The 17,646-nt window shown below is 63.9% G+C and carries 16 protein-coding genes and 2 pseudogenes; 4 read left to right on the top strand and 14 right to left on the bottom strand.

The window, feature by feature from the left end; all coding sequences use genetic code 11:
• Positions 1–29: 29 nt before the first annotated feature.
• The 4 genes from BLU17_RS03375 to BLU17_RS03390 all read right to left on the bottom strand — a co-directional run bounded on the left by BLU17_RS03375 (position 30) and on the right by BLU17_RS03390 (position 5,616).
• Positions 30–1,010, bottom strand: a complete 981-nt coding sequence (locus BLU17_RS03375; protein WP_091994425.1) for an ABC transporter permease — start codon at positions 1,008–1,010, stop codon at positions 30–32.
• A gap of 31 nt (positions 1,011–1,041) precedes the next feature.
• Positions 1,042–2,643 (bottom strand): ABC transporter substrate-binding protein, encoded by a 1,602-nt coding sequence (locus BLU17_RS03380; RefSeq protein ID WP_091995057.1) that lies wholly within the window; start codon positions 2,641–2,643, stop codon positions 1,042–1,044.
• A 316-nt stretch (positions 2,644–2,959) separates the two neighbouring features.
• Positions 2,960–4,324, bottom strand: a complete 1,365-nt coding sequence (locus tag BLU17_RS03385) for an LLM class flavin-dependent oxidoreductase (protein WP_091994428.1) — start codon at positions 4,322–4,324, stop codon at positions 2,960–2,962.
• A 56-nt stretch (positions 4,325–4,380) separates the two neighbouring features.
• Positions 4,381–5,616 (bottom strand): acyl-CoA dehydrogenase family protein, encoded by a 1,236-nt coding sequence (locus BLU17_RS03390; protein ID WP_091994431.1) that lies wholly within the window; start codon positions 5,614–5,616, stop codon positions 4,381–4,383.
• Positions 5,617–6,267: 651 nt separating this feature from the next.
• On the opposite strand from BLU17_RS03390, the gene BLU17_RS03395 reads away from it, so the two are divergent.
• Positions 6,268–7,467 (top strand): acyl-CoA dehydrogenase family protein, encoded by a 1,200-nt coding sequence (locus tag BLU17_RS03395; protein WP_091994434.1) that lies wholly within the window; start codon positions 6,268–6,270, stop codon positions 7,465–7,467.
• 202 nt (positions 7,468–7,669) lie between these two features.
• On the opposite strand, the pseudogene BLU17_RS33605 reads toward BLU17_RS03395, so the two are convergent.
• The 10 genes and pseudogenes from BLU17_RS33605 to BLU17_RS03440 all read right to left on the bottom strand — a co-directional run.
• Positions 7,670–7,926: pseudogene (locus tag BLU17_RS33605) on the bottom strand (LysE family transporter); the annotation flags it as partial.
• A 160-nt stretch (positions 7,927–8,086) separates the two neighbouring features.
• A pseudogene (locus tag BLU17_RS33610) lies at positions 8,087–8,306 on the bottom strand (transposase); the annotation flags it as partial.
• Positions 8,270–8,593: a hypothetical protein gene (locus tag BLU17_RS33615; RefSeq protein WP_245746715.1), complete on the bottom strand. Its 324-nt coding sequence runs from the start codon at positions 8,591–8,593 to the stop codon at positions 8,270–8,272. The pseudogene BLU17_RS33610 and the gene BLU17_RS33615, both read right to left, overlap by 37 nt.
• A 264-nt stretch (positions 8,594–8,857) precedes the next feature.
• A complete protein-coding gene (locus tag BLU17_RS03410) occupies positions 8,858–9,469 on the bottom strand; it encodes a nitroreductase family protein (RefSeq protein WP_091994436.1) in 612 nt (203 codons plus the stop codon).
• On the bottom strand, positions 9,466–10,800 hold the full coding sequence (locus BLU17_RS03415) for an LLM class flavin-dependent oxidoreductase (protein ID WP_218136991.1): 1,335 nt from the start codon (positions 10,798–10,800) through the stop codon (positions 9,466–9,468). Before BLU17_RS03415 ends, BLU17_RS03410 begins: the two co-directional genes overlap by 4 nt.
• A gap of 83 nt (positions 10,801–10,883) precedes the next feature.
• Positions 10,884–11,555, bottom strand: a complete 672-nt coding sequence (locus tag BLU17_RS03420; protein WP_091994441.1) for a class II aldolase/adducin family protein — start codon at positions 11,553–11,555, stop codon at positions 10,884–10,886.
• A gap of 66 nt (positions 11,556–11,621) precedes the next feature.
• Positions 11,622–12,443 (bottom strand): ABC transporter ATP-binding protein, encoded by an 822-nt coding sequence (locus BLU17_RS03425; protein WP_091994443.1) that lies wholly within the window; start codon positions 12,441–12,443, stop codon positions 11,622–11,624.
• Between the two features lies 1 nt (position 12,444).
• On the bottom strand, positions 12,445–12,855 hold the full coding sequence (locus tag BLU17_RS03430) for an ExbD/TolR family protein (protein WP_091994446.1): 411 nt from the start codon (positions 12,853–12,855) through the stop codon (positions 12,445–12,447).
• Complete coding sequence (locus BLU17_RS03435) at positions 12,855–13,616, bottom strand: MotA/TolQ/ExbB proton channel family protein (RefSeq protein ID WP_091994448.1); 762 nt, start codon at positions 13,614–13,616, stop codon at positions 12,855–12,857. The genes BLU17_RS03430 and BLU17_RS03435 overlap by 1 nt, the downstream gene beginning before the upstream one ends.
• Positions 13,617–13,669: 53 nt before the next feature.
• Complete coding sequence (locus tag BLU17_RS03440; protein WP_143189168.1) at positions 13,670–14,596, bottom strand: energy transducer TonB; 927 nt, start codon at positions 14,594–14,596, stop codon at positions 13,670–13,672.
• A gap of 294 nt (positions 14,597–14,890) precedes the next feature.
• Here BLU17_RS03440 and BLU17_RS03445 point away from each other — a divergent pair, with 294 nt between their 5' ends.
• From BLU17_RS03445 to BLU17_RS03455, 3 genes are read left to right on the top strand one after another with little or no spacing between them, the layout of a single operon-like run.
• Positions 14,891–15,919 carry an ABC transporter substrate-binding protein gene (locus BLU17_RS03445; RefSeq protein ID WP_091994453.1) on the top strand — a complete coding sequence of 343 codons (1,029 nt, stop codon included), beginning with the start codon at positions 14,891–14,893 and terminating at the stop codon, positions 15,917–15,919.
• A gap of 36 nt (positions 15,920–15,955) precedes the next feature.
• Positions 15,956–16,783, top strand: coding sequence for an ABC transporter permease (locus BLU17_RS03450; protein WP_091994455.1), 828 nt, complete (start codon positions 15,956–15,958; stop codon positions 16,781–16,783).
• A gap of 18 nt (positions 16,784–16,801) precedes the next feature.
• Entirely contained in the window at positions 16,802–17,611 is an 810-nt protein-coding gene (locus BLU17_RS03455) for an ABC transporter permease (protein WP_091994458.1), read from the top strand.
• Positions 17,612–17,646 lie beyond the last annotated feature (35 nt).

Raw genomic sequence — 17,646 nt, forward strand, 5'->3', positions numbered from 1 at the left:
GAGGCTGCGCCCTCCGCGACCTGGCTGATTCAACCTACGCGCGGATCGAGCCATGCCTGCAGCAGATCGACGAGGGCGTTCGCGACGATGACGAGCAGCGACGACAGCAGCAGCACTCCCAGCAGCACGCTGAAGTCCCGCGCCAGCACCGCATCCAGCGCAAGACGGCCGAGCCCGGGCCAGCTGAACACCGTCTCCGTCACGGCCGCGCCACCCAGCAGCGTGCCGAAATGCAGCCCCACAAGCGTGGTGAGCGGCATCAGCGCGTTGCGCAGCACGTGCCGCAACGTCACTCGCCACGGATGCAGCCCTTTGGCCTGCGCCGTGCGCACGAAATCCTGGCGCTGCACTTCGATCATCGCGGCGCGCGTGATGCGTGCATAGATCGCCACGAAGAAAGTCGCGAGCGTTGCCGCGGGCAGCAAGACGTGTCGCGCGATATCGGCCGCGTAGGCGAAGCCGTGCAGGTTCGCGCCGATCGTGACGTTGCCGCCGCTCGGCAGCCAGCCCAGACGGACTGCGAACAGAATGATGGCGAGCAGGCCGATCCAGAAGCCCGGCGTCGAATAGAACAGCAGTGCGAACACCGACAGCACGCGGTCCGGCCACTTGCCCGCCCAGTGCGCCATCACCGCGCCCAGCACCACGCCGGCCACGAGCGCGAGCGAAAGCGCCACGCCCATCAGCAGCAACGTGTTGGGCAGCCGCGAGAGGATCAACTGCATCACGGGCATGTCGTAGCGCGGCGAATAGCCAAGGCTGAAATGGGCAAGATGCTTCAGATACGTCCATAGCTGCACGAGGACGGGCTGGTCGAGCCCGAACTTCGCGCGCAGCATGGACATCGTTTCCGTCGTCGCGGACCCGGCTTCGCCGGCGATTACGTCGGCGGCATCGCCCGGCATCAGCTTGAGCAGGAAGAAGTTGAGGATAACGATGCCGAGCACTGTGGGCAGCGCCTGCCAGGCGGTGCGGCGCAGGATCGTTTGCCAGCGGGCGCTTCGGCTCATCGTCGGGTTCCGTTACGGGACGTGGCGCATTTCAGGCACTCAGCCATACATCGGCGAAATTGCCCTCCAGGCCCTGCGCGCTCACCGTGTGATCGTGCACGCGGCGGTTGGCAAGCGTGACCATGCGCGGCGCGACGAGATTGAGGATCGGCAGATCGTGGTAAACGGTCTGCTGGAACTGCCTGTAAAGCGCCACGCGGCGGCTTTCGTCGACTTCGACCGATGCCGCCTCGAGCAAGCGGTCCGTTTCCGGACTACTGTAATGCGGCGCGTTCGAGAACGGCACGCCGGGGCGGATGTTCTTCGACCAGTAAAGACGCTGCACGCCCACCGCCGGATCAAATAGCGTGTTGACGCCGATGCTCGTGAAATCGAACTGGCGGTCGGCGTAGACGCGCTTGAGGAACGACGGCAGGTCCTGCGAGCGCACCGTGACGTCGATACCTACGCGCGCAAGCGCCGACTTCACATAGCCCGCCTGGCGCTGGTACATGTCGCCATACGGAAGGTAATCGTGCGTCAAGCTGAAGCGTACACCGTCCGCGCCGCGCGGCTTGCCTGCCGCATCGAGCAGCGCCTCGGCCGCGTGCGGATCGAACGCATAGGGCGCGATATGCGCGTCGTGATAAGGCGAAGCGGGCGTGATCGGCGTGGGCGAGACATCCGCGTAACCGTAGGCCACGGTCTTTTGCACGACCTGCGGGTTGATCGCATGCGCAATGGCCTGGCGCACGCGCAGGTCTTTCAGCACCGGATGATCGAGATTGAAATCGATCTCCGCCAGGGGCTCCAGAAAGCGGTAGCCGCGCGTTTCAGTCGCGAGCTGCGGCAATTGCGTGAGGCGCTGCAAGTCGGCGAGCGGCACGGGGTTCTCGCCGCCCAGATCGAGCGCGCCCGTTTCGAACGCCGCAGAGCGCGCAGCCGGATCAGGAATGACCTTGTAGACGAGCGCGTCGATATATGGCTTGCCCGCGTCCCAGTAATCGGGATTGCGCTCGTAGACGATGCTCGCGCCGCGCGTCCACGACTTGAAGCGAAACGGACCGGTGCCGACAGGCGCATTGTTGTGCGGGTTTGTGAGCGGATCGCCCGAGGCGTACAGATGCTTCGGCACGATCGGCGACTCGCCCGCCGAAAGTGCCTTGATGAGAAATGGCGCGGGCTTCGATAATTCGATGATCGCCGTACTCGCGTCGGGCGTTTGCACCTTCGTCACGTTCGCAAAGGTGCTGTGCCCGCGCGGGTGAATCGCCCTGAGCAACTCGACCGAGAACGCCACGTCGGCGGAAGTGAACGGCTGCCCATCGTGCCAGCGTACGTTGTTCCGCAGCTTGAACGTGTAGCGCAAACCGTCGGGACTCACGGTCCACGCGGTCGCGAGCTGCGGCTGCGGACGCAGGTCGAAATCATAGGCGAGGAGCCCCTCCAGCACCTTCGAGCTCACGGCGAGCGCGGGCCCCGTGGTCTGGAAGATCGACACCAGCACGGGCGGCTCGGGATTGATCAGCACGTTCAGCGTGCCGCCGCGTTTGCGCGTAACGGCACCCTGGGCGCGGGCAAACACGGGCAACCCCGCCGTAGCGGCGGCCGCGCCGCTTGCGATAAGGAATTCCCGACGGGTCAAACGTGACATGCTGATGCGTCCGATATCAAGAAGGCCGAGCGTTGCGATCTGCCACAATCGGTAGATTCGGGCAGTGACGACAGAGCTGTAATCGTAGCAACGGCCTTCTCACGCACTAACCAAGCGATGCTGCTAACCATATGACCCGGTGCGCCGAATGATGAAAGCGGTCACGCAACACCTCAGCCGATCGACCAGCAGGGCGCCCGGCGCCGCAACGAGCCTCCAAGGTGTCCGTCCTCCCGACAGCCCGGCGGCGCGCGCGCTTGCGCAGCCGCTCCTGCTGGCAAGAAGCGCACCGTATAAGCGGCAAACGGACTCCGCTTCAGGCTCGCTCAAGCCCCGCGCCAACGGTGGCCGCGCGCACGCCCGGCCGCTCAAGCCCGAGATGCGAACGCAGAGTATTGCCTTCGTATTCGGTTCGAAAGAGGCCACGACGTTGCAGGATCGGCACCACGCCGTTCACGAACGCGTCCAGGCCGTCGGGCAGCGCGTCCGGCATGAGATTGAAGCCGTCTGCGGCCTCGCCCTTGAACCAGTGCTCGATGTCGTCGGCTATTTGCTCCGGAGTGCCAACGATCACCCGATGCCCGCCGCCACCCGCGAGCGAGCGAATCAGCTCGCGCACCGTGTGACCGCCTCGCCGCGCCTCGGCAATCGTGGCGTGAAAGAAGGTGTGGTTGCCGTTGCCTCCGTTGGGCAGCGCGAGATTCTCGGGCAGGCGCGCGTCGAGTTCGAGCTGGTCGGGCGAAATACCCAGTGTGCCGGCAAGGCGCGTGAGGCTGTAGCGCCACGGAATCCGCTCGACGAGTTCGTCGCGCCGCCGCAGCGCCTCGGCCTCGGTCGCGCCGATAACAGTCGTGAGGCCCGCAAGCACCTGGACGCCCTGCGGCCGGCCGTACGCGGCGGCGCGTGCATTGAGGTCGCGCCGGTACGCCGCCGATTCCTCGAACGACTGCGACGCGGAAAACACCGCTTCCGCGTGACGCGCCGCGAGATCGCGGCCGTCCCCCGAGCCGCCCGCCTGCACGAGCACCGGATGACCTTGCGGCGGACGCGGAAGATTCAGCGGCCCGTGCACCTTGAAAAAACGGCCATCATGTTCGACAGGACGCACTTTCGTCACGTCGATGAAGCGGCCGCTCGCCTTGTCCCCAACAAAAGCGTTGTCGTCCCAGCTATCCCAGAGCGCCTTGACGAGTTCCGTGAACTCCACTGCGCGCGCATAGCGTTGTGCGTGATCGGGCACCGCGTCGTGGCCAAAATTGCGTGCCGAAGGCAGATCAGCCGTCGTGACGACATTCCAGCCCGCGCGCCCATGACTCACATGGTCGAGCGTGGCGAAGCGCCGGGCGATGTTATACGGCTCGTTGTAGCTTGTCGAAGCCGTCCCGATCACGCCGATGTGCGTGGTCGCCGCCGCGATACTGGCCAGCAGCACGGTAGGCTCAAGCGCCGTGATCGGGCGAAAGTCGATCTGATCGATGATCGCCGCGTTATCGGCAAGGAACACGGCGTCGAACTTCGCGCTTTCGGCCAGTTGCGCGACGCGCACATAGTGCGCCACGTCCACGAACGCGCGAGGATCGGCATCGTCGAGCCGCCATGCCGACGGCACGAAGCCCGAGTGCAGGATATTGACATTCAAATGCAGGCGGCGCGACGCTTCGGTCGCCGAGGTTCGGCTCATCTCGCAGGCACTCCTCAAATCATGGGCAGCGCGGCCAGCACCAGCCACGCGAGGTTTCAGAACACGCGGCCTTCGGTGAGGTGCGTCGTCACCCCGTTCAAGGCATAGTCGCCCACCACCCGCGCCTTGTGCAGCAACGGGTTGTGGCTGAAGATCGTGCGCAGGTTGCGCCAGTGCCGGTCGAAATTGTGCGCACGCGAAGTCGCCGACGCGCCGCCCGCTTCGAACAGACGCTCGGCGGCTTCAAGCGCCAGCTTGCTCACCACGAGCTGCGTGCGCGCCGTTGCGAGCGCCCCTTCCAGCACGAGCGATTCCGCATCCGGCGTCCCCGCGCGGATCGCCTGCGCCGAGCGATCGAGCGTGCGGGCATTCTCCTGCACCAACGCGTCAATCGCATGGCTGTACGCGGTGAGCGTGCCGACCACCTGCTGGATGAACGCGTCCTCGCGCGCGGAGGGCGCCGTGCTGTGCAGCACGGGGCGCCCGTGCTCCAGCACGTAGCGTTTCGCATCGGCAACCACGTTGCGCACGATGCCTGCGGCCACCGTCACCAAGTGGAGTTGCCGCAGCGCGCCGCAGTGGCGGCCCGCGAGCGTGGTCAGGCTGCGTTCCGTGATCTCGTCTGCGCGCACCAGCAGATTCTCGAACACGAGACTGCCGCTCGCCGTCATGCGCTGGCCCATGCCGTCCCAGTCGTCGAGCACCGCGAGCCCCTCGCGCCGCACCGGCACGACGGCCACCACCGGGCGGCCCTCGTCGTCGAGCACGCTCAGGCGCGCGTAGTCGGAAAATGCCGTGCCCGTTGCATAATATTTGCGGCCGTCGAGCCGGTAATGCTCGCCGTCGCGCCGGAGCTTCGTGGTGTACTCGCCCGGACGCGACGTCCCCAGTTCGGTCGACGCGCCGCCAAAAATCGCGCCGTCAATCACGCGCTGGATCTGCAAATTGTTGAACGACGTGCGAGCCGAAAGCAGCAGCACCTCGGTCTGGTCGTAGTGAATGCGCAGCGCATGCGCGAGATTGCTGTCCGCTGCCGCCAGCGTTGCGATCACCTCGAACTCGTCCACGAGCGTGCCGCCCAAGCCGCCCCATTCCACCGGCAACCTCAGACGTCCCAGCCCTGAGCGTCGGAACGCTTCGAAGCCCTCGAAGGGCAGTTCGCGGCGTCCTTCGCGCCCGGCCGCATCCTTGCCGATGATCTCCGCCAGCGACGGCAAGTCAGCGAGCGCATCCTGCAATGAGGAACCGGCCGCGCGATCGCGCACCGGAAGCTGGGTGGGAAGAGCGGACATCGAATTTTCCTTTTCGTCAGGCCCGCGAATCGCCAGGATTCGCGGGCAGCGCACGGCGTTTCACCGAAAGGAAAAGTATAGGGAGCGCGTTGTCCGCGACTAACCACGGAATTCTAATTTTGTTATTCGCCTGCCTGCATTGACCCGCCTCGCGCACAGTCGCGCAGCACGATGGCGCGGCCAAAGCAAACCACGCCTGCGCATGGACCTATTTCACTTTTCGTTCTTTGACCACGCGGCGAACGCTTGCCGATAATCGCCTGCTCCATACTGCCGCGCGACGCGTTTTACGCGTAGCGCCCATTCTCGACCAAGGAGTCTTCATGATGCGTCTCTGGTACACAACTTCGCCAATCGCCGGGTCGAAGCAGAACAGTTGAGCGCTGCCTGGCGCGCAGCGCGGCGCCGACACGCGAGCCGGAAAGCAGGACCGCCGTCTGAGCGAAACCAAATGGCGGCCAGCGACGATCGAACTCGCGCGGCGCGTCGGGACACATGCGCGCTCGCGCAACCTCACCGACGCGCAGGTCCTCCACACGGCGATTCAATGGCCCCGGCCAGCCGTCCTTCGTGCGACTCGTGCGCCATGGCGCCACGCAAGACGCGCGCGCCGGGCGGCGACGCTAACCACCAACCGATCAGGAAGGCACCGTGAACGCATCGACTACTCCGAATGCCACGCGCGCGCGAGACGAAGATCAGCCCGCCGCGTTGGTCGAGCGCGCGGCGCTGCTCGGCCGCGCATTCGCCGCCGTGGCCGACGAACATGACCGCAACGCCACGCCGCCGCTCGAGCAATTCCGCGCATTGCGCGAAGCGGGTTTGCTGCGTGCGAATATTGACCCCGGTAACGGCGGCTACGGCGCAGGGCTCGCGCTGTCGCGCGCCATCGTCGCGGAGATCGCCTATGGCGATCCATCGGTCGCGCTCATACTCTCGATGCACTACAGCCAGCACGCCATGATCGTGCACGACGCACGCGAACAGACGGGCAACTGGCCCGCGGCGCTCGCACGGCGTCTCACGCAGGCGAGCGTGGAAGGCCGCGCGCTCGTCAACGCGGCCCAGGTCGAACCCGCGCTCGGCTCGCCTTCGCATGGCGGTCTACCGGAGACGCTCGCGCGCCGCGACGGCGACGCGTGGCGCATCACTGGACACAAGCTCTATGTGACGGGCGCGCCGTTGCTTACGTGGATCAACGTGCTCGCCCGCACCGACGAGCCGGAGCCGCGCCTCGGCCACTTCCTCGTGCCTCGCGAGGCGGCGGGCGTGCGCATCGTGGAGACCTGGGACCCACTCGGCATGCGGGCCACCGCGAGTCACGACGTGGTGTTCACGGAGGTGGCGATTCCCGTTGACAATGTCGTTGGCTTGAAACCCGCGCATCTTGGCGTGCAGCGCGATCCGCACGCCACGGCGTGGTACTTCAGTCTGGTCGGCACGGTCTACGACGGCGCGGCGCGCGCTGCCCGCGACTGGCTGCTCGCCTTCCTCAACGAGCGCAAGCCGGGTGCACTGGGCGGGGCGGCGCTGGCCACCGTACCCATCGTGCAGGAAAGCGTGGGACGCATCGAAATGCTGCTGACGACCAACGACTGGCTGTTGCGCACGCACGCCGACGCGATCGACGCGGGTACCGCGCCCGCCGGGTTATCCGCCGTCGTCAAGCATACCGTCGTGGACAACGCCATTGCGGCCGTGGATATCGCGCTGGAACTCGCGGGCAATCATGGCATCGCGCGGCACAATCCGCTCGAACGCCATCACCGTAATGTACAGTGCGCGCGCATTCACGCGCCGTCCAACAGCTTGCTGCGTGCAATGGCCGCGCGCAGTGCGCTGGGCCTGTGATACAAGCCCCGACGTACACGCCGGGGCAATGGATTAACCGAAATAACGCACGGAACCCGACCGTCCACAAGAAGGGGAAGCCGTCCCAAAAGCATGTGCCCGCTTGCCGCGCGCATTCTCCTGATATCGAACTCGCTGGGCGACAAGGGACGGTCGCCCACACGCAAAGCGGCCGTTCAGACACGCTCCGCCGGGCGCTTTGTTAGCGAAATGCCTGCCGGATTCCCAGCGCGACAATGAGGCCTCCACATGTGAGGTCGATCCATGCCTTCGCGCCACGATATGCCGCCGCAATCGCCGCGCGCGATAGAACGAGCGCGACTGCTCCGTACCAGCACATCGCTGTTGCGCCGACAGTAGCAAGCATGGCAAAGAAGGTCGGCATGGAAACGTGGGTGGGCGCCGCTGAAGAAAACACCGCCGCATAAAGGCGATGGACTTCGGGTTCGCGATATTTGTTCTGAAGCAATTCGCAATTGACCGCTGTTGGCCGAAGCCACGTAAAAACGTCCGGACCAGCCGACCAGTAGAGAACCCGACGGAGCGCATTTGCGTGGAGCCAAGTTGCCAAAGGCTGATCGGATTATGCTACGCCATCGAGTAAAGTCAGCGCGTTAGGTCACGCGCTGGCCAACTTCATCGCCCGCATCGCTTCTGCGAATCCCGTCGCTCGAGGTTATATGCCAGCACGTGCAAACTCATTTCGGCAGCGATACGCCGAAGCCCGCGCGTCTGGAGTGAGTCGAACCCATCTGGTGTTTGAGGGTGCCGAACACGTATTCGACCGTTCGGCGGCGTACCGTCATTGCGTCAAGCTGGCGATCCGGCCCGTGCTGCAGCGGACAACGCGGACAGGCACGGCTCCAGTAGCCATGTATTTCTGCAAATTGGCGCTCTCAAGCGACGTGTATCCGTATATCGCACGTTGACCCGCCGGGCACAGGTACTGGTCTTCACTGGCGATGTAAATGAAGTCGCTCCGGTCGAACCGTCCGTCTGCCTTGGCGCCCCGGCGGTTTTGCGTTTTCGGGACCATTGCCGCGATACCTGCATCGTCGCAAGCCTTGATTTCCTGTGCGCTGAGGTATCCACGGTGTGCCAGTGCCTTGATCTTCCCCTTGCCCATAGCGTCGCGCTCAGCCCTGGCCATTGCTGGCCATTGGACTCAACTGCGCCCGGTCGCCGCCAACGCTCGTGACTTCGTGGGTCACGATGAGATGGTGTCGAGTATCGACGGCTATCCTCGTTTTACTCCAGGAGGCGTATTTCCGCAGCCCCTCCATGGTATCTAGTGCTTCGGCACCGCAGCATTGCAACAGGCGATTTCAGCTACCATGGTTCGCTGGCCATTGCGGAGGTGCACCGCTCCTGGAAACAGCGGATGTCAGGGTCAACCACGCTCGCCAGGGTCCTCGAACGCAAACCGCCCTTCTGCGACGAACGCATTCACGGGTCTCCGCTGGGTCGGCCATTCGCGCTCCTGCAGATCCCGTGGCAGCACCGACGAATCCGCACGCTTACCGACCGCGATCGCCACTTCCACCTGGTATCCTTCAGGCACGTTCAAGACGATCCTCGCCTTCGCGCGATCGAACCCGCCAATCGCGTGCGCACTCAGGCCCGCATAGTACGCCTGAAACGCGAGACTGGCCCACGCGGCACCCGCATCCAGCGAATGACTAACAAGCGGACTCGGCTCACTGGAACCGGGACGCACGTGCGTCCTCGCCGAGAGCAGCACGATCAGCACCGATGCATTCGCGGCCCATCGCTGATTGTTCTCGTTTAGAAGACCGAATACCGCCGGCCAACTGGCGGAGTCCTTGCGCGCATAGATGAACCTCCAAGGCTGTGCATTGTTCGCCGATGGCGCCCAGCGCGCTGCCTCGAACAAGGCGTACAGCGTTTCGTCATCGACGGCGGCTCCCGTGAACGCGCGCGGCGACCACCGGTTCGTGAAGATTGGAGCGATGTCGTACTCTGCTTTGCGAGGCTGGGTCATGATTGCGCGACCGAGTGGGTAAGAGGATTGTTGGGGCGCTGCAAACCGAGGTTCTCGCGATAAGTTCTGCCTCCGTATTCCGTGCGGAAAATGCCGCGGCGCTGCAGTTCCGGCACTACGAGACGGGTGAAATCTTCGAAGCCACCAGGCAGATAAGGCGGCACAACATTGAAGCCGTCCGCGCCACGCTCGACAAACCACCGCTCGATCGTATCGGCTACCGTCTTGACCGAACCGATGGCCTGCAGATGCCCCCGCGCAACCCGAAAGCGCAGCACGAGTTGCCGGATCGACAGATTCTCGCGGCGCGCCAGCTCAAGTTGCTGCTGAAAGCGCCCTTTGCCATTCTCGGGCGCGCGATACGGCAGATCAGGCAACGGTTCATCAACCGGGTAGCCGGACAGGTCGAAGCCGCCAAACTCCACGTTGCTCACATCGACGAGTTCCTGAAGTTCGTTAAAGCGATCCTGCGCCTCCTGATCCGACTCAGCCACTACGACGGACAAGCCGGGTGTGATCTTCAACTGGTCTTCATCGCGACCGTACTTCGCCATACGCCCTTTGACATCGGCATAGAACGCGCGAGCCACATCGAGCGATGTCGCCGAACAGTAACTCATTTCCGCGACACGCGCGGCGAACTCCCGTCCACTTTCCGAATTGCCCGCCTGGACAATGACCGGATAGCCCTGAATCGGCCGCGGAAAATCCAGCAATCCTTCGGTAGCGACATGTTTGCCTTCAAACTTAAGCGGATGTGACGCACGCGGATCATAAAAAATGCCGCGCTCTCGATCAGGTCTGTCGAATGCATCGTCGTCCCATGTATCCCACAACGCTTTCGCGGCATCGACGAACTCGGCAGCCCTTTCGTAACGCTCCGCGTGCGAGCGCGGCGTGACAATGCCGAAATTCTTCGCCGTATGTTCTGAAAACGACGATACGACATTCCAGCCCGCGCGCCCGCCGCTAATGTGATCGAGCGACGAAAACTTGCGGGCCACGTTGTACGGCTCGTCGTAGTTCACGTTGACCGTCGCGACGAGACCGATATGGCGCGTCGACACTGCAATTGCCGAGAGCAGCGTGAAGGGCTCGAACTGATAGCTCTGCGCGCTACGTCCCGTCTGCGGCGTGATTTCGCCCGAGCGGCCAATAAAATCCGCGACGAAGAACGCGTCGAACCGCGCTGCTTCCGCGAGCTTTGCCGCGCTGATCCACCACGCCAGATCTGGCCGCCCATTGCCCGTCGAGCCCGGATGACGCCACGCGGCAAGATGATGTCCAAACCGCTGGAAAAATACATTGAGAACCAGTTGGCGGTTCCTCATAACCATCGCTCCACTTCGTTTATTTCCCGTGATTGCCGCAGCCTGATGCACTGCGGCAGTCCTGCGCAGCCGGACAGCGTGAGTTACGCCGCAGCGTATTGCGAAGCACGCTCCAGCAGGCCGGTGCGTCTCCATTGGAGTTCGATCGCACCAGGCGTGTATACCTGCGCGCCGCCGATCTGCGCCGCGATCGCCTGGAAGCGCGCCGCTTCCTCGATAAGCAAAATCAGTTCGGCCGTCTTTGCGATGCCCTTGCCCCAGAAATTCGCGCCGCCGTTCGATTCCAGCAACGCAGGCGGCGGAGCCAGATCCGGCCGTGCATCAAGCCGTTCGCGCACGACCTCGAGCGAACTGCGTGTGCGTTCGAGGTGATTGGGAATTTCACGGGCAAGCAGATGGCGCTGCGCCGCGACGTACAAGATGGGAAATGACTTATGCGCAAGCGACCATGCGGCGAGATATGGCGTATGCGCATGAATCAATGTATCCGCTTCGAGCCGTGCCTCGTGGAGCAGCGACTCCGGCCGGTCGGAAAAGCGGCTAATGTCGATGCGCGGTGTCTTGTCCCGCTCCCAGGGCTGTGGGAAACGCAAAGTCAGTAATTTGTCTTGTCCGGGAATACGATGTGACACATGGAAAATCAGGCTCGCCGAAAGCGTTCCCGATTCACGTAGAAAGTCGAATGCGTGTGCGGCTTCATTTCTGGCTGCGTCGATATAAAGGGTAACTTCATCGTCAGAGATCGTGTGTGACATGGTGAGTGCCTGGTTCCTCAAACGGTTAGAAAGATAAAATCGATGTGTGATGTCGCGCCGCTTTCGCTATCGGTCCTGCGGTGCAAGAAAATGCGCGAGCAACTCTGCGCGCAATGCGCCGTAGCGGGCGTCCTCGCGGCGCCTCGGCCGCTCCAGATCGACAGTCGCGATCTGGGCCACCCGGCCCGGCTGGCTGTCGAGCACGACGACGCGGTCGGCCAGATAGATCGCCTCGTCGATATCGTGCGTGACGATGACAATCGTGGTCCGTTCCTGCTGCCATAGATGCAGCAGTTCCCGCTGCATCTTGAGCCGCGTAAGGGCGTCCAGCGCGCCGAACGGCTCATCGAGCAGCAATACGTCCGGCCGGCCCACCAGCGCGCGGGCGATGGCCGCGCGCTGCGACATACCGCCCGACACCTGCTGCGGATACGCATTCTGATACGCATGCAGGCCGACTCGGTCCAACTGCGAAGTGGCCCGCCGGCGTCGTTCGTCGCGGCTCAAGCCGGTCCGCGTCAACGCCAGTTCTACGTTCTCAAGCAGAGTCAGCCACGGAAACAGCCGGTGGTCCTGAAACACCAGCGAACAGCTCGAACGCGTGCCGCGCACCGGCATGTCATCGTGCAACACCTCGCCGTCGTAGTCGGGATCGAGTCCGGCCAGCAGACGCAGCAAGGTCGACTTGCCGCAACCGCTCGCGCCGACTATAGCGACGAACTCGCCCGCTGCGATATTCAGGCTGACGCCTTCAATCGCAGTAACGGGCCGCCCCTCCAGCGCGAAGCGCTTACCGACACCATGCAGGTCAAGCCGCCCGCTCTGTGGCCCACCGTCCCGCGGGGCGCCGCGAGCGGCGATCAATCCGGGATCTGCAATGCCATTCATTTCACCCGCCATTGGCCGTCAGTACAGAGAGCTTCGATACCCCCGAGCGCTCGATTGCCGCCATAGCTTTCGCGACGGTGCCGTACGGGACCCCCTCGTCGGCCTGCAGGTTGAGCGCAAGGTCCTTGTTCACGGCAACGCGCGCGCGCAGTTCCGCTTCGAGCAGCGCAAGCGGCAACTCTCGTTTATCGACGAACACCTTGCCCTGCGCATCGACGCTCACCGTCACCGCCTTGACCTGCTGCGGCGGCGCCGTGGTCGCGGTTTTAGGCAGGTTAACGTGTACGGCGTTGTTCAGCAGCGGCGCGGTGACGATAAACGCGACGAGCAACACCAGCATGACGTCTACAAGTGGCGTGATGTTGATTTCGCCGAGGACTTCGTCGTTATCGGAAGAGGTCGAGAAGGCCATTATGCGAACACCTTCTCACCAGACTTCGCGCCCGTTGCCGTGTCAGACTGAGCCTTTCCGCCCGGCGTGCGTGCGGACGGCGCGAGTGAGACGAGCCGGAAGTCGCTGCGCTGTGTCAGGTTGATCAAATCGGTTGCATAGTCATCGAGCTCGGCATTCACAACCTTCAGGCGACGCAAGAAGAAGTTGTACGCAAGCACGGCGGGCACCGCTACCGCGATACCGATGCCGGTCGCGACGAGCGCCTCGCCAATCGGACCTGCGACCACGTCGATGCTGGCCGACGCACGGTGTGTAATCGCAGTGAGCGCGTGAATGATCCCGAACACGGTTCCGAACAGTCCAACGAACGGCGCGGTGCTTCCGATCGACGCCAGCACGGCGAGTCCGCTTTCCAGCGAACGCCGTTCTTTCTGTATCTGCTGGCGCAGATGCCGCTCGAGCAGTTCCTGACGGTCCCAACTGTGTTCGAGATCATGTGCGGCGACCTGCGCGCCACCCGGGCCAGCGGCCGAACCCGACAGCGCACCGAATCCCGCCTGCGCCAGACGCGCCTTTGGTCCAGGCTGCGCATCCTGCAGCGCGGCCGCAGCCGCAAGGTCGGGAGCGCTCCAGAACCGACGGCTGAACACGCGATCGCGACGTGCAACATAGATGTGCTGGATCGCCTTGACGACGATGAGTACCCAAGTGACCACGGAAAATGCGACAAGGGTCCAGAGCGCGCCCTGGACGATGTATGTAGTCGAAAAGTCGTTCATTGAAACCTCTGGTACGTAAAGACGTGAATGTGGACGGATATTGATGCTCGACGCTAGCCGAGCCGGAAATCGATGGGCACCTTGACCCAGCCGTCGGTTGCGGTCGCGCCGCGCCTGGCCGGGACAAACGACCAGTTGGAAACCGCCTTGAGCGCGGCTTCATCGAGCATCTTCCGGCCACTGCTGACAGCGACACTGACGCTATCGGGACGGCCGCTTGCGAGCACATGCACTCTCAGCACGACGTGCCCTTCCCAACCTTGGTCCTGCGCAACGGGCGGATAGACGGGAGCAGGGTTGTGCAGATAATCGGCGTCGCCGCTCGGCTCTGTCACCGGCTCGGGTGATGCGGGCGCTACCACAGGGGCCGGGGTTGTCGGCGCGACCGCGACGGCGTTCGGTGCCGGCGCGTTTTGCGCGGGCTGCGCGACGACGGGCGTCGAAGGAGCCGGCGCGGGGCGCGGCGCAACGGTGGGTCTAACCGGCGCTGCGCGTGGCCTCGCCGGCGGCGCTGCCTTCTGTGGCAACGGCTTTTGCGGCAACGGCTTCGGCGGCGTAACGGTCTCCGGAAGCGGCTTGGGCGGCGTTACCTGCAGGATCACCTCGACAGGTCGCAGGACTGCGGGCTGCGCATGCGCCAGAGGAGTGTGCGTCACGCGCCACGCGATAGCAGCGTGCAGCGCGATCGCGAGCAGGGCAACACCGCTCACCACACGCCAGTCAGGGCGCGCGAAGTCAACGCGTGTCGGCTGCCACATCGATATGGATGTCGAAGCAACGGGCGCGATCTGCGACACCTGGCGCAGCGCCAACGCTCGGCGTCTCATGACACGTGCGGCAGCTCTGCCATCGCCCTGCCCGAAGGTCAATGTGCTCATCGGAAAATCCTTTCTGCCCAATCGCATAAGTCGGTAAAGAGAGAGACCCGCCGCCTTGACGACAAGCGGCAGACCGGCCACATTGAGCAGGTTCCATGCCATTCTTTCCGCAGTGCGCCATAACCGCGTTGCCAGCCCCGATTCGCACGACGACCGCGTCACACGGCCCTTGCATGAATGACGCACGACACTGCCGCGCCCTGCTGCAAGCACAACAGTGAATGCTTGGCGCTGTTGCCAATTGACCACCGCCACACGCTACGCAGCCCAGTCGTTCAGCAGGCTGAGTACGCGTCGATGCCCGGAAAGGCCGACGCAATCCACACGCGGTGACGGCACTGCCCACCTGGCGCGGACCTTGCTCAAAATAGATCTGATGACCCTCCGACTGATTCCATGACCGACACACGCCCTTCAGCCGCACCCGCCTCGTCCACTCCGCTGACGTACGCACGTTCACCCGTCCCGACGCCGCTCGGTATCGCCATCCATCTTGGCTGGCTCAACGGCGACTGGTCGGAGAATGGTGTCGCAATCAGATCGGCGCAAAGCGGCGTCGCCCTTGCCGATCGCGTGTCGCAGAACGAGCACATGCTTGCGAACTCTTTCTTCCAGGGCGGCAGCATTCCTGCGATGTGGGCGCGCTCACGCGGTGCCGATACCCGCGTGATAGGCCTGTCCTGGATCGACGAAACGCAGCAGATCGTCACGCTCGCGTCGTCCGGAATTCAGGGTGTGAAGCAACTGCGCAGTCGGCGGCTCGGCTTGCCGCTGCGTCAGCACGACACCATCGATGTGAATCGGGCAACCGCATTGCGCGGCTTTCTGAACGCACTCAGTCTGGAAGGGCTGACGGCACGCGATGTCGAGTTCGTCGATATCGACGCCCACGCAGTGCCGAATGCGACGCCATATCTGCGCGATATCGAAGCCTTGCGCGCCGGCACGGTGGACGCCATTTATGTGAAGGGCGCGCATGGCGAGCTGGCGGTACGCGGCAGCGCGTACCGCTGCGTTATCGATCTCGGTTTCCATCCCGATCCTCTCGTGCGCAACAACAACGGCACACCACGACCGCTCACAGTCAACGGCGCGGTGCTGAAAAACTTTCCCGATCTCGTAGATGGCTTTCTACGCCTCATTGCCGCCGCAGGCGACTGGGCCCGCGTCCACCAGCGCGAGACTCTGGAATTCGTCAGCCGCGAAGCGGGTGCGCCGGTGACCGCAGTCCAATCGGCGTACGGCAACCGGCTGCATTTGCACCTCGGTATCGATCTCGCGCAGGGCTCGATCGAAGCACTCGGTACGTTCGGGCACTTCCTGTTCGAGCACGGCTACCTGCCGACGGCCTTCAGCGTCGCCGACTGGATACATCCCGGACCGCTTGCTCGCGTCGACGCCCTGCGCAACGCGCGCAGCGCCTGATTGCCGCCTTCACACCGACAGGACATCCGTCGCCTTATGAGCTCTATCCATTCGTTGAATCATGTCGTTGTCAAACGCGACGCCGCGATTCATCGCGCCCGCGTCATCTGGCGCCGCCTGTCGGCGCACGCCACGTATGCGATCTCGCCAATGCTGCTGCTCTCGCTGTGGGCATGGGTCGCGCAATCCGGACTATTTCCGCCGCAGATTCTCTCCTCGCCGCTCGACGTGTGGCGCGACTTCCTCATGTTGCTCGAATCCGGCGAACTGCAGGACAACCTGGGTATCAGTATGGTGCGTCTGCTAGCCGGGTTCGTGGTCGGCGCGCTACCCGGCATTGCCTTCGGTATTGCGCTCGCGCTATCGCGATCAGTCGAGGCCTATTGCGGATGGACTTTCGCCACATTGAGACAGATGCCGACGCTGGTGATGATTCCGATGTTCGTCCTTGTCTTCGGGGTCGGTGAAACGCTCAAGATCGTGATCGTCGCAAAGGCCACGTTTTTCCCGGTAGCGCTCGCGACGTGCGAAGCCGTGCGCGCTCTGCCGCGTGCTCAACTCGAAGTCGCGCAGTTGCTGAAACTGCGCGGCTGGGTGCTGTATCGCCGGGTCGTCCTGCCGGCGGTGGCGCCGGGCATTGTCACCGGCATTCGCATCGCTCTCAGCCGCTCATGGCTCGTGCTTATATCAGCGGAACTGCTCGCCGCCGATAGCGGCGTCGGAGAAATGATGCAACTCGCACGCCAGTCGCTACAGACGGATACGGTGATGGTCTGCATCTTCATAGCGGGTGCGGTCGGCTTTTTGTTCGATCGCATCCTGCGCGGCATCGAACGAAGCGTGCTGCGCTGGCAGCGCGCCTGAACGCACAGGCCCTACACGATGAATCCACTCGACCTCGCAAACGACCATCCTTCCGCCGCGCGCGCGACGGCTCCGCACAGATGGCAACGCGGCCGCGCCCTGTTGCTGCCCGCGCTGCTGCTACTCGCCTGGGAATGGGCATCGCACCGCGACGCCGCCATGGCCTACGCGTTCACACCGATCGAAACTGTGCTCGCAACGCTCTGGGGCCTGTTGCGCGGCGCGGACCTCTGGATCAACGTGGAGGCGAGTCTCGCCCGCACGCTCGCGGGGTTCGTCGCCGGAGTGGCGGGCGGCATCGCGTGCGGCGCGCTGATGGCGCGGTCGCGGCTCGCCGCCCGCGCCATCGGTCCGATCTATCACTTGTTACGGCAAGTGCCGTTGCTCGGCCTCATCCCGCTCATCAGCCTGTGGTTCGGCACAGGTGAGTTGGCGAAAACACTGGTGATCGTGCTCGCGAGTTTCTACCCGGTCGTACTCAATACGTTCGAAGGGTTGAGCGGAGTCGATCCGCGTCACCTCGAAGTCGCGGCGCTCCTGGATCTGGGTCCATGGCGCCGTCTGACGCGGGTCCTGCTGCCGGCAGCGCTGCCGTCGATTCTCACCGGCGTGCTGCAGGCGCTGCCTTTCGCATGGGTCAGCGCGGTCGCGAGCGAATTGCTTTTCACTGCGGGTGCGGGGCTCGGCGGCATGATATTGAATGCCCAAGCGGGTGCGCGGATGGACGTGATCGTCGTCGCCGTCCTCGCGGTAACCGCGCTAGCCGCTCTGATGAACGCCCTTTGCATTCGCATCAGCCGCCGCTTCGCGCGCCCTTCGTCGCGCTAGACGCAGGAAAGCGCCCGGTCTTGCGGAAAATTCGC

Source organism: Paraburkholderia lycopersici, from assembly GCF_900096975.1.
GTDB classification, from domain to species: domain Bacteria; phylum Pseudomonadota; class Gammaproteobacteria; order Burkholderiales; family Burkholderiaceae; genus Paraburkholderia; species Paraburkholderia lycopersici.